Origin of the sequence: Ignatzschineria cameli (assembly GCF_003121895.1) — a bacterium.
Classification (GTDB): domain Bacteria; phylum Pseudomonadota; class Gammaproteobacteria; order Cardiobacteriales; family Wohlfahrtiimonadaceae; genus Ignatzschineria; species Ignatzschineria cameli.
The window spans coordinates 91,154-102,997 of record NZ_QEWW01000004.1 but is presented as its reverse complement, the minus strand read 5'-3'; the positions used below and the strand labels follow the sequence as shown (position 1 = coordinate 102,997).

The window sequence follows — 11,844 nt, the reverse complement described above, 5'->3', positions numbered from 1 at the left end:
AAACGCTTCAAAATAAGATATTTAATATTTTAAAGAAAGATAGCTCGCAAATGCGGGCTTTTTTATTGTCCAAAATCAAACTTGCAAGGATTCCTTGCAAGTTCAAAACATAGATAGTGCAAAGCTTTAGACGCTATCAAATACTGTTTGTGAGATAGCTACTCGCAAAAAATAACCCCTTTCCAGGGTAAATCTGGTTAGGGGGTTTTTATTAATTAAAACACGGAGACATTACAAATGAAAATGTAGCAAATAAGGCAAATGAAATAGTAGAGTTAGATTTTGTATTCATCAATGGAAAAGAAGTGGTGACGGATAGTTTTCTTGTAGTTAAAGCCTTTAATAAGAGGCATCATCACGTTATCAGGAATATTGAAAAGATAATCACATCAATCTCTGATATTCCCACTGCCCCCAAATTTGGGGTAAATAAATAGTTTTAATGTCTAGCATGGATTAATATGTAATTTATAAGTAATGTTATGAGAATCTAAAGTGTATTTGGAAGAACAATTAATTTCATTTATTTGGTGGAATACTAGCTTATCTTTTGGCAAAAAACGAAACCTTGAAGATGAGTCGAGAAAAGTCATATTTGATACAATTAATAAGTTCACATCTAGTGATGTTGATTGCATTGTTTTAACTGAAATATCTGAAGAAGACGTTAAAGAGATTAGAGTAGAATGTAACTTAAGGGGTTACAAGATAAGGTCTATTTTTGATAAGGTTGGGAAAACTCATTTTGATTTTTGCGTGATATATAAAAACGCTACATTAGAAATACTAGGTCAACCGATAAAAATTGATAAGATCGTTAATAATAAATCTTATAAGTTAGGTGTGCGTGTAAAATTTTTTGAGAAGAATTCTAAAGAGATATTTCATACTATTTTTTCCCATTGGCCGGCACGAATATATGGTACAGATATTCAAAAGCGAAATGAGATGTCAGCTAGATTGAGATTTAGTATTGAGAGCGACATTATAGAAAAATATAGAGCAGATGAATTAGGGGAGCCTTTTATAATACTTTTAGGGGACTATAATGAGGAGCCTTTTAGTGTTCATTTATCTGAGAATTTAAAATCTACAAGAGATAAGTTTTTAGTTAAAAAAAAGCCAGATTTATTTTACAACCCTTTTTGGGGAGATTTATCTCTGAAAGAAAATCAGCAACATATTGGCAGTTACTATTTTAAAAAGGGGGATATTACCCGATGGTATACACTTGATCAAATAATGTATTCACATGCATTTGTTGATGGGAAAGAATGGGAGGTAGTTGATTTCTTGGATAGAATAATGGCATTCCCTGAATTGTTCTCATTAATAACAGACAATGAGTCTAAGCTGGACCATTTTCCTATTTTGGGCATAATTAGAAAGGTGAATTAGATGGTAGATTTTACAGAGTCCTTTAAGAAGGGGATTGCTAATGCTAAGAGAGCAGAAAGGGAAAAAGCTGAAATTATTCAGTTGTTTAAAACCTTAAAAGATCAAATATCTAAGGTGACTGACGGTAATATAGAAGTTTACTTAGGCAATAAAAAAAGCCAAACAAAAGATAGATGTAGCACTAACTCTTCAATAGATTCTATTATTAGAGACCAGATAAATTTCTCTAAAAAAAACCAATTATTTGTCAATAAAATTATGGGACTGGAGTCAGAAGAACAAGTTAGCCTAAGTCAAAGCGATGCTATATTGGCTAGTTCAATAGTGAATGGTAATAGGTATACGACAAGAGTAATAGCTGAGTGGAAGTCTGATCAGGGGTACCCCTGTAAAATATTTTATGATGGTCTAGAGCGTGAAGTTTTTGATAAGAAATCATTAGAGGGGGTTTTATCTGACATGATTAGTTCCCCGGTTGTTGGTAGTATTTTTCAAACATTATTATCAGATGCTGAGAAGTCCTAGGTGTGAGTAGAATAATTAAAACCCGCATAACAGGAATAAAAGAGCTGAAAGAGAAGCTCAAAAGCGTTAGCGATGACATGATCAATAAAGGCGGTCGCTCTGCATTGAGAAGTGCAGCGAATGTGATTCGTAAAGAAGCGAAAGAACGGGCGGAAAGGCTAGATGATCCCAATACTCCAGAACGCATTGCAGATAATGTGGTTGTGAGGTGGGATCGCAAAACGTTCCGAAAAACAGGTAATCCGGCGTTCAAAGTCGGCATACTAGGTGGTGCTAAAAAAGATTCTAAAAAGAAAGGAAGGGGTGGTGATACGTTCTATTGGCGCTTTCTGGAATTTGGAACGGCGAAGATGCCGGCAAAACCTTTTATGAGGCCAGCGATCGATACAAAACAAAAAGAGGCTATTGATAAGTTTGTAGAGGCTTATAAAAAGCAACTTGATAAAGTTCTTTCTTAGATGCTATCAGTTAGGATTATTTTAATGACCTATACTAAACTATTAATGGTTATTTAGCTCTAAGGATAAAATTAATGAGGAAATTAACTTTTTTATTGTTTATGGTTTTTGGACTTCCTATTGCTCAAGCAACTGATAATGAGATAGATATTATTGTTAAAAGTATATCTATGATGGATTTTTGTAAAAAGAAGACAGCACTTTGCCCCAGCGATAAACCTGACCCAAAAAGATATAATGGCATGGGTGGAAAACTGAATCCAACACCTGTTGGAGAAGAGTTTGGGAAAAAAATATATATAATCAAAATGAAAGATAATAGTATTTTATATTTCCACAACAAGAGCGATGATTTTTTTAATGATAGAGGGGGGCTTGTTACTTTATCTTCACATGAAAAAAGATTGCAAGAAGCAGGTAAGCCTGTAATTGAAGGTAGCTCAATTATTGTTGATAAAGTGGTTCTCGATACTGACGGTATTGGTTATAAATATCATTTATCAACAGGTGATGAGTTGTGGGGGGATGAGTTTCTGGCATTAAGATCATTATTAGAGCAGATCCCTAAAGAGCATGAAATTACGCTAATGAGTATCATTGATGATATAGATATAACTCATGATGATGTTGAAGATAGATTTTTCTTATCCATAAAAGAGCCTATGGGTACTAGAATGAGAGAAAGATTACCAATCCAGCCTTATATCGGAATTCAAGATGGGAGGTCTTGGATGAGGTTTAAGGTTTACTATGTTGCAGATAATTGGTTATTTGTAGAAAAGGTTCTTATAAAAACCGATGATAAAAAAAGAACGTTTGATAACTTACATTTTAAGAGGGATAACTCAGGAGGCATTATCTGGGAATGGGCTGATATCAATGCCACTGATCAAGAGATTCAGACGATTAAGGATATAGTTTCAAGTGAAAATACCGTTGTTAGGTTTTACGGAAAGAACTATTATAACGACAGAAAAATATCAAATAAGCAGAAAAAGCTATTAGAGAATATTTTGCAGATCCAGAGTTTCTTCCAATAGTATGTAAGAGATTTATTTCAAAGTTCGCTCCGGCGAGCTTTTTTTATGCGAGTAATAAAATGAATCATTTGATCTATGAAGTATCAAAAAAAATGGGCGTGCCGTTTCATAGTGCAGGAACAGCACAAACAAAAAGAGGGGCTAATTACATAACGTGGCAGATTATTAGCGATGTTCCACTTCAGACAATAGATTATCGTAGCGAAACATCGAAAGTAAGGTTGCAGTTTGATATTTACGCGCAACAAGAGGAGGTGGCATTTGTTATAAGCGACAATTTAGAGAAAGAGATGAATGGGAAAGGGCTTGTTTTGGCGAGGAATGGCCCTTTTTTTGATGTTGATACAAAGATGTATCGTCGCACGATTGATATGAGTGTTTTAAAAGGAAATAGATATGAGTAAGCACGAAGAAATTTGGACACAAGGGACGCAACTTTATGCGCTTGGAGAAGATAGCGAGGGGCAAAAGATTGTCTTTAAAGTTGATGGCGTTCACGGATTAACGCCGGGAGAAGCAACTAAAAATGAAATTCCTATCACAACGCTAGAAGATAAAGCGAAAAGATCGATGAACGGACTTTTAGATCCCGGAACTGCCTCTTTTAGCATTTATTTACGAAAAGGCAATAAAGGGCATCGAAACTTAGAGCATTTTTATAAAACGGATCAGAAAGTTAAATTTGCGATCGGGCTAGATGATGGCTTTGGTCAAGACGCAACGCTAGAAGGTGATGATTTCGATCTGCCAAAAGGTCGGACATGGTTTGTTTTTGATGGTTCTGTAAAGTCGTTTCCTCCGGTCATTAATGATGATTCTGCTGTAGCGGTTAACATCAATATTCAGGTTTCTGGTGAAGGTGGATTTGTTTGGCTAGATGATGGAGCTGAAACAAAAAATTTCTCATCATATGAAGATTAATTTTAGCCCCGAAAAGGGGCTTCTTTTTGGAGTTTATTAAATGAATTTAGCAGATGTCTTGGTAAGTGATGCACAACAAAAAACAATTGAACTGCCGATTGGCGAAGGTGGCTCCAGTGCAAGTGTTGATGTTTATTTAAGAAAGCTTCCTTTTTCTCTTGTTTTTGATGCGAAAGATGAGAAAGGGAAAGCGATCGGTGGCAATGAGTTAATAGCAAAGCGTGTTGCCCACTGCTATGTCGATAAAGAAGGCAGTCCAATTTTTACAGAAGCGCAATTGCTAGGTAATGATGTAAAAGTGGTGCCGGCAGATGTTGTAATCGCTCTACATGAGGTGATTGTGGAGGAGAATAATTTGGGAAAGATTTACGGGGACTTACTCATGAAGATGAATTCTGGTGTGAACTCGTTATCAACGGAATCGGCGGAAAAACAGTAGAAGAAGCAAAGAGAAATATCTCTAACGATGAGGGGCTAATGTGGCTCAACTATCTTAGAAAAAGAGGAACGATTAATGTTTCTCGTAAAATCGAGCAGGTTGTTGGTCTCTTCACTGCATTATGGGTAAGCGCTAACAGCAAAGAGAAAGTTCCCCTTTCAAATTATATGCCGTATGAGATGTCGAATGAGCGAGAGAGCCAAGCAAGACCGAAAAGTCAGGCTGAAAAAATCAAGAATTTCTTCAATAAGATAGGTACAGCAAATGAGTAGTTTAGGATCATTAACGCTTGATCTCGTAGCAGAAGTCGGGCGATTTACGAGCGGTTTGAATGAGGCATCTAGAAATGCAGATAGAAACTCTCGCGAAATACAGAAAAGCATTCAAAGTATTGATGACAAGCTGAGTACAGTAGGAAGCAATATCAAGAAGTTTGCCGCGGTTTTAGGCGTCGGTTTATCTGCAAATGCATTCACGGGCTGGATTCAAGGCGCGGCGCAAGCAGCTGCAAGCACAGCTATTTTTGCTAGCAGGATCGATGTTGCAGTGGAAGACCTTACAGCAATGAGATTTGTTGCGGAGCAAACAGGAGTCAGCGTTGAGTCTTTTGATGCTTCTATGATGAGGCTCACAAGACGATTAGGAGCAGCAAAGAACGGGGGAGGGCCCGCCATTGCAACACTTGATCGCCTTGGTTTAAGTGCTAAAGCGCTCTTAGATTTACCGCTTCACGAACGAATAAAAGCGATCGGCGAATCTATGAAGCAGTTAGAGACGCAAGCAGAGCGATTAACTGCTGCGCAAGACCTTGCCGGCGATTCAGCAAGACAGCTTGTCCCTCTCTTTATGATGCAATCAGAAGAGATCGATAGAGCAAGAGAAAACGCAGAGAAGCTGGGGTACGTCTACTCAACTGAATTAGCGCAATCTGCCGACTCGGTTTTAACTCAAATGGGCAATATAAAGCAGGCATTTAGTAATATTTCATTCAGTATCTTAGAAGACCTGCTTCCTCCGCTTGAGAAGTTTATCAACAGTATCTCTGCTGATGATATTCAAAACGCTCTGAACGGTATTAAAAAGGGCTTTGATATTGCAGTAACTTCCGCAAAAGCATTAGCGCTTGTCTTGCTTGGCAGGCTTGTTGCATCTCTTTATGCTTCCGCTGCCTCTTTTGTCGCATCAACAAGAGAAGCATTAAGATATCAAGCAACATTGGCGTCAATGGCCGGCATCTCTAAAAGCGCAGCGGTTGGATTAACTGCTATGGGGGCAGCCGCAAGAACTGCATCTTTGGCGATGAATGCATTGGGAGGTCCGGTTGGTATACTCGCTATTGCAGCGAGTAGCTTAATGATGTTTGGAACTTCTGCAAGCAAAGCGGTGACGAATATTGAGGAGCTTGATGCAAAAATATATGGCCTTTCTCAAAATATTAAAACATTAACTGAGAACCAGGCAATACGCTCCAAAAACTCATTTAATGACGATATTAGAGAGCTAGAAAAAGAGCTAAAAGTACTAGAAGAGGAGTTATCAAGGGCGGATGATGCGATTGTTACTCTCAGTACTCGATTAGCGACAGAGAACCTCTCAACAAAGCACTACGAAGCGATCTACCAGAAGCTCCAAGAGTGGGAGAGAAAGCAACAAGATGTAAAAGGCGAGATTGATGATACAACGGGCGCTATCAATAAAGCGTCAGAAGCGATAGCAATATTAGATGGTCATCTATCAAGTTTGGCAAACAGCGCAACAACAAGTACAAGCAATATTATTGATCGCTTTGAAAAGATGAGATCAAAAATTAAAGATGAGATTGGAAGAGTTGGCTTAAGCAGTAATGTTGCATTATTTGATTACGAGGTAATCAATACAGATAAGTATAAAGACTTCACAGAAAAGCAACGTAAAGAGCTTAGAGCTTTGTATGCTGAGAAAGATCTAGCGTTAGAGAATCATAAAGCGAGCCTAAAAACGAATAAATCGAAATCTAAAGGTGTTGATATCGCTAAAGAATATCAGCGTATTATGAATTCAACGCTCTCAGATGAAGAGAGGAGAGGGCAAGAGCTTGCCAAAAACCTCGACATTCTCCGTCAATATGGCGCGTCTGAAGAAGATATGTTAGCAGTTCGTCGTGCAGCTTATGAGTCTATGAGCGTCGATCTTCCGGGGTTCGACGGATCTGGAAGCACATTGACGGCGCAATTGGCGCGTATCAATGAAAATATCTCAGAACTCGATCAATGGAGAGAGGAGCAATTACAGAAGATTCAACAAGCATACGGGGAAGAAGAGAGTGCGCTTGCGGAGTCAATTGCACGAAAAGAAGAGATAGAAAGACAGTATCGAGAACGCCGGGCGCAATATGAAGGTGAAATGAGTCAAGAGCTACTTAATATCGGTCAAAATCTATCCGCGGAATCTTTGTCCGCGCTTGAAGCGGCAGGAATGGAAGCAAGTGGAATCTATAAAGCGATGTTCCTAGCGAATAAAGCAGCAGCTTTCGCAAATGCGATCATTTCAGCGCAAGAGGCCGGAGCAAAAGCTCTAGCTGTTATGCCGGGACCAGCAGGGATTGCATTATCAAAAATGATCACAGGTATCGGCTTGGCCAATGCCGGGATTATTGCAGCAACTGGCTTAAAAGGTATGGCGCATAGCGGTATCGATAAAGTCCCGGAGACAGGAACGTGGCTCTTAGAAAAAGGCGAGCGAGTTGTTACGGCGAATACTTCTGCGCGTCTTGATGCGACACTTGAAAAGGTAAGGGGTAATTTGGGGGCAAAAGTTAGCGCTCCAATTACTGTAAACATCACAAATAATGCGCCAGCAGAAGTCGAAACAAGGCAAAGATCTGATGAAAACGGTATGCCTATTTTAGATGTGATTATTAACGGCGTGACTAATGCTTTACAAAAAGATATGTCGAGTGGAGGGCAGTTTTCTAGGGCTATGGAATCAAATTGGGGGCTTAGAAGACAAGTAAGGTAAATATCAACAGCTCGCCTTTGCGGGCTTTTTTTATGGGAGAAATAAATGGCAACATTTGAAGAAGCGATGCAGGAGGCTTTTGCATCAGCACCTGGTCACGAAATTATTTATTACACTATTGAGATAAACCATCCGGCTTTTGAAGTACCGATTAGATTAGTTCAAGGTAACGATAATATAGTCGCGAAGCTAGAAGATGAGGCTGACACTAATCCTGGGGAAATGGTTGAGTTTATTGGAGCACCTTGGGAGCTCAGTTTACCAAAAGTTGAAGAGGGAACAATTCCTGAGATTCAATTAACTTTTGACAATGTTAGTCGTGAGATAACGAATCATATTAGTGAGGCAGTAAAGAGGGAAGATCCTGTAAAGGTCGTTTTCAGGCCATATCTTGATAGCTCTTTAGATGCGGGACCACAGATGAAAGTTCCTATTGAAATGGAGGTTTTAGAGGCTACTGCAAATAACTATCAAATTCAATTAACAGCAAATGTTGAAGATGTATTTCATGCAGCATTTCCATTGACGAGGTATATACATGACAGATTTCCAACACTCTCTTATAACACCTAATGATATCGTTTATTACGTCACTAACTACAAATATGGTGACAATGCAAATGGTGAGGATAATAAGTTTAATTGCTGGGGATTGCTTAGAGATGTGCAACGGCGATTTTTTGGTATAGAACTTCTCAAAACAAGCCTTGGAGATCCCCTTGCTGAACTTTATAGTGAACAGATGAAGTCTGGTAATTGGGAAATTATTGATAGGCCATTTCATGGTTGCGGGGTATTAATGCGTTCAGGAAATGATCCTCACTGCGGAGTATGGTTGGATTTTGAAGGTGGCGGTGTTCTTCATTGTGAGCGAGGCAATGGCGTCCTTTGGCAAAAAGAACATGAGTTAAGAGCTTCTCTTTATGCAAATTTAAAATTTTATAGGTTCAAAAATGGATAAAAATATTGTTGAGTTGCAAGACCCATTTAGACCGGCTCTAAATCCTAACTTTTATAAATTAACAGAGCCGACATCAATTAGAGAACTGTTAAAAAAGCAAGGGGTAATAGATGAGAAAGGCACTAGAAATAGTGCCTTTGTTGTTTCTGTAGATGGAGATTATAAACTTGAGAAAGATTGGGATCAGTTGGTTGGTACTGATAACTTAGTGGTTCTTGTTGCATTACCTCCTCACTTAAAAGGTGGTGGTGGAGGAAGTAATCCTCTTCGACTTGTTTTAATGGTTGCGGTGATGGTCGCAGCGATTTATGTACCGCCTCTTGCTGGGTTTGGAGCTTTCGGAACAGCTGCGATGCAGGCAGGGATCATGATAGGCGGATCACTACTGGTGAATGCACTATTGCCGGTACCTCAGTTAGGAGGCGGTTTTAGTAATGATGGAGCACAAGCTAAGCAAGTTAATTTTCTTGGTCCACAGTCAAATCAAGCAAAAGCAGGAGCGCCGATCGCAACATTGTATGGGCGTAGAAGAATTTATCTTGATTTAGCGGCGCAACCATATAACGAAATGTCTGGTGATGGGGTTTATCTGTATCAATTATTTATCGTAACTCAAGGAGAGGCTGATATTGAAGAGTTATATATTGAAAATACCCCATTCGATAATTATGACGATATTGAATACAAAGTTTATGGGCCAAATGAGAAAGTAGATTTATTTCCTGATAACGTTTATACAGCGCCAGAAGTGCAAGGCTTGAAGCTCGAAGGTTCTGAAAATGGTAATGAACATATTATTGGCTATCGGGAAAGAACGACATCTAAAGCGATAAATGATAAAAAAGGGAGGCCTCCATCAAGTGATTATTGGGAGCCTACTTATGAAAAAACAACAGTATATTCGGAGTTGACTGCAAACATTCAATTTAAGGGAGGGTTCATTGCCACTCCGCTTGGGGCTCAAACTGACACTATAGGAATTGATATTTACCTTCCTCGTGGACTAGCCTATATGGATGATAATGGGAATCCTACTACTAGAAGTGTGGGTTTTATTGCACAAGCTAGACTTGTTGATGATAGCAATCAACCTGCGGGAGACTGGTTTAACCTTACCAAAGAGACACGGGAAATACCTAAAAATAACACCAGTATAATTTATAGGCCTTTTAGATCTGCAACTAAAGATTTTTTTAATACAGGAATCTGGATTCATGCTGGAACTATTGATGCTATCCCGTTGAGTTATACATTTAAAGTACCTAAAGGACGATATGAAGTCCGTGTTGGTAGGGCTACAGCAGCTAATAACTCAACAAGAATTAGTGATGAAATTCAGTGGGTAGGATTACGATCATATATGCCAAATAAACATTATTACGGAAATGTGACAATGTTAGCTGTAAAAATCAGATCAAGTAATAATTTAAACAACAACATTGCAAGACGTGTAAATGTTATTGCCACTCGTATTTTGCCTGTTTTTAATGGTACTGAATGGGTTAAGCAACCCACAAGATCAATTGCTTGGGCTGCAGCTGATATTTTGAGAAACAAAGAGTATGGAAGAGGGCTTAAGGATAGTCGAATTAACTTGAAAGAGCTTGAGAGACTTGATCGCATCTGGTATGGCCGCTCCGATTTTTTTGATGGGTATTTCACTGAACAACTGACAGTTTGGGAAGCTTTAACAAGAGTTTTAGAAGTAGGTAGAGCTAAGCCTATTTATGTTGCGGGTATCATTGATTTTGTAAGAAATGAGCCGAGAATAGCGCCAACACAAATGTTTACTCCTGAAAATATTGTAAAAGATAGTTATCAAACGCAGTATGTTTTCCCTAAAACAGGGGAAGCTGATCATATAATCGTTGAATATACCGATCCTGTTTCTTGGAAGTCGGCGGATATGATCTGCGCTTTACCTGATAGTAAAATGTTAAAACCGATGAGAATTGCGATGCACTCAATTACTAGCCCACAACAAGCTTGGAGGGAAGGAATCCATAGAGCCGCGATGCATAGAGTACAGAGAGAGTTTCTCAGTTGGAGTACTGAGCTTGAAGGAATGGCTGTCAGTTACGGTAATGAAGTTTTGGTTTCTTATGATAATCCCGAGTGGGGATCGACGGGACGAATTCAACATTTTAGTGGCAATGTAATCCATACCAGTGAAGAGCTTGAGTGGAGCGGGAATAATGTTATTTGTCTTAGAGCAAGAGATGGTAGCGTATTAGGAACTTATGCTATTGAAAGACGTTCAGCAACTAGCGGTATTATTCCAGATTTGCCTTTAGATGAAAGAGGTCAACCTAATTTAAGCGATGGTAGCTGGTGTGAACCGACTCATTATATCTTTGGTAACACCGAGCGCATAGGTAGAAAACTTGTTATTACAGGCGTTGTTCCAGGTAGTAACAATCAAGTATCCCTAAGTGGTGTTATCTATGATGATTATCCTCACAATGCTGAGAATGAGTTAGAAATGCCGATTATTGTTCCCCCGCATGATGACATCGAAGAAGTATTAGCAGTTACATGGATCAGAGTTAAGAAATCAATCCAACGAAACATTTTTGAAGTGTCTTGTAATCAGGCTAGGGGAGCTTTGGAATATGAATTCGAGGTTCGTGTAGGGGTAGCTGCAGAGTGGGAAGCCCTATATAAAGGGGAAACGCCATTATTCACTAGCAAGCTCCCATTTGGTGGACAAGTATTTATTCGTGCAAGAGTTATTGGTACCCATGCGGGAGAGTGGTTCGTGTGGGTTGGAGAGGTCACGGCAGATGAATCTGCAATAAGTAAAACTAGACCGGGATTACGAGTTGATAAAAGAGGTAATAATCCAGTCTATGCAGATATCACTATCATGGGTATTGATCTTGATACTGCAATAAGTTACTTCATTGAACAAGATGGAATTGTTATTTGGACTGGCACTCTATTAAAAGGACAGGAAGCCACAATCACTAGACAGTTTGAATCTGAAGTAATTATTGATCCTGAGGAGATACCGAAAGAGAAACAAGTTGAATTCAAAGCCTATGCAATTGATAGTTTTGGAGATCGAAGTGAATCAGCTATTAATTATATGATCTATTAAAGGAG

12 protein-coding genes are annotated in these 11,844 nt (G+C 38.9%); all 12 read left to right on the top strand.

The features are described from left to right. Positions 1-501: 501 nt before the first annotated feature. The 12 genes from DC077_RS07150 (at position 502) to DC077_RS07095 (ending at position 11,839) form a co-directional block, all read left to right on the top strand. Positions 502-1,398 carry an endonuclease/exonuclease/phosphatase family protein gene (locus DC077_RS07150; protein WP_133243429.1) on the top strand — a complete coding sequence of 299 codons (897 nt, stop codon included), beginning with the start codon at positions 502-504 and terminating at the stop codon, positions 1,396-1,398. After that, on the top strand, positions 1,399-1,923 hold the full coding sequence (locus DC077_RS07145; RefSeq protein ID WP_109201824.1) for a hypothetical protein: 525 nt from the start codon (positions 1,399-1,401) through the stop codon (positions 1,921-1,923). A gap of 2 nt (positions 1,924-1,925) precedes the next feature. Next, positions 1,926-2,381 carry an HK97-gp10 family putative phage morphogenesis protein gene (locus DC077_RS07140; protein WP_109201823.1) on the top strand — a complete coding sequence of 152 codons (456 nt, stop codon included), beginning with the start codon at positions 1,926-1,928 and terminating at the stop codon, positions 2,379-2,381. A gap of 74 nt (positions 2,382-2,455) precedes the next feature. Next, positions 2,456-3,421: a hypothetical protein gene (locus tag DC077_RS07135; protein ID WP_109201822.1), complete on the top strand. Its 966-nt coding sequence runs from the start codon at positions 2,456-2,458 to the stop codon at positions 3,419-3,421. A gap of 59 nt (positions 3,422-3,480) precedes the next feature. Continuing rightward, positions 3,481-3,825: a hypothetical protein gene (locus DC077_RS07130; RefSeq protein ID WP_109201821.1), complete on the top strand. Its 345-nt coding sequence runs from the start codon at positions 3,481-3,483 to the stop codon at positions 3,823-3,825. Next, positions 3,818-4,342 carry a phage tail tube protein gene (locus tag DC077_RS07125; RefSeq protein ID WP_109217909.1) on the top strand — a complete coding sequence of 175 codons (525 nt, stop codon included), beginning with the start codon at positions 3,818-3,820 and terminating at the stop codon, positions 4,340-4,342. The genes DC077_RS07130 and DC077_RS07125 overlap by 8 nt, the downstream gene beginning before the upstream one ends. Before the next feature lie 40 nt (positions 4,343-4,382). Continuing rightward, on the top strand, positions 4,383-4,781 hold the full coding sequence (locus tag DC077_RS07120; protein ID WP_109201819.1) for a phage tail assembly chaperone family protein, TAC: 399 nt from the start codon (positions 4,383-4,385) through the stop codon (positions 4,779-4,781). A 38-nt stretch (positions 4,782-4,819) separates the two neighbouring features. Beyond that, the gene (locus DC077_RS07115; RefSeq protein ID WP_109201818.1) at positions 4,820-5,053 is read left to right on the top strand and encodes a hypothetical protein; all 234 of its coding nucleotides are present in this window, start codon (positions 4,820-4,822) and stop codon (positions 5,051-5,053) included. Continuing rightward, the gene (locus DC077_RS07110) at positions 5,046-7,778 is read left to right on the top strand and encodes a coiled-coil domain-containing protein (RefSeq protein WP_109201817.1); all 2,733 of its coding nucleotides are present in this window, start codon (positions 5,046-5,048) and stop codon (positions 7,776-7,778) included. The genes DC077_RS07115 and DC077_RS07110 overlap by 8 nt, the downstream gene beginning before the upstream one ends. A 45-nt stretch (positions 7,779-7,823) precedes the next feature. Next, entirely contained in the window at positions 7,824-8,351 is a 528-nt protein-coding gene (locus DC077_RS07105; protein ID WP_109201816.1) for a DUF1833 family protein, read from the top strand. Then, complete coding sequence (locus tag DC077_RS07100) at positions 8,317-8,739, top strand: NlpC/P60 family protein (protein ID WP_109201815.1); 423 nt, start codon at positions 8,317-8,319, stop codon at positions 8,737-8,739. Before DC077_RS07105 ends, DC077_RS07100 begins: the two co-directional genes overlap by 35 nt. Then, complete coding sequence (locus DC077_RS07095; RefSeq protein ID WP_109201814.1) at positions 8,732-11,839, top strand: host specificity factor TipJ family phage tail protein; 3,108 nt, start codon at positions 8,732-8,734, stop codon at positions 11,837-11,839. Before DC077_RS07100 ends, DC077_RS07095 begins: the two co-directional genes overlap by 8 nt. The last annotated feature ends 5 nt before the right edge of the window (positions 11,840-11,844 follow it).

Bases quoted from the DNA above. Each gene is read 5' to 3' on its own strand.
- DC077_RS07145 (WP_109201824.1), top strand. From the start codon at position 1,399: ATGGTAGATTTTACAGAGTCCTTTAAGAAGGGGATTGCTAATGCTAAG.
- DC077_RS07135 (WP_109201822.1), top strand. From the start codon at position 2,456: ATGAGGAAATTAACTTTTTTATTGTTTATGGTTTTTGGACTTCCTATT.
- DC077_RS07130 (WP_109201821.1), top strand. From the start codon at position 3,481: ATGAATCATTTGATCTATGAAGTATCAAAAAAAATGGGCGTGCCGTTT.
- DC077_RS07125 (WP_109217909.1), top strand. From the start codon at position 3,818: ATGAGTAAGCACGAAGAAATTTGGACACAAGGGACGCAACTTTATGCG.
- DC077_RS07120 (WP_109201819.1), top strand. From the start codon at position 4,383: ATGAATTTAGCAGATGTCTTGGTAAGTGATGCACAACAAAAAACAATT.
- DC077_RS07115 (WP_109201818.1), top strand. From the start codon at position 4,820: ATGTGGCTCAACTATCTTAGAAAAAGAGGAACGATTAATGTTTCTCGT.
- DC077_RS07110 (WP_109201817.1), top strand. From the start codon at position 5,046: ATGAGTAGTTTAGGATCATTAACGCTTGATCTCGTAGCAGAAGTCGGG.
- DC077_RS07105 (WP_109201816.1), top strand. From the start codon at position 7,824: ATGGCAACATTTGAAGAAGCGATGCAGGAGGCTTTTGCATCAGCACCT.
- DC077_RS07100 (WP_109201815.1), top strand. From the start codon at position 8,317: ATGACAGATTTCCAACACTCTCTTATAACACCTAATGATATCGTTTAT.
- DC077_RS07095 (WP_109201814.1), top strand. From the start codon at position 8,732: ATGGATAAAAATATTGTTGAGTTGCAAGACCCATTTAGACCGGCTCTA.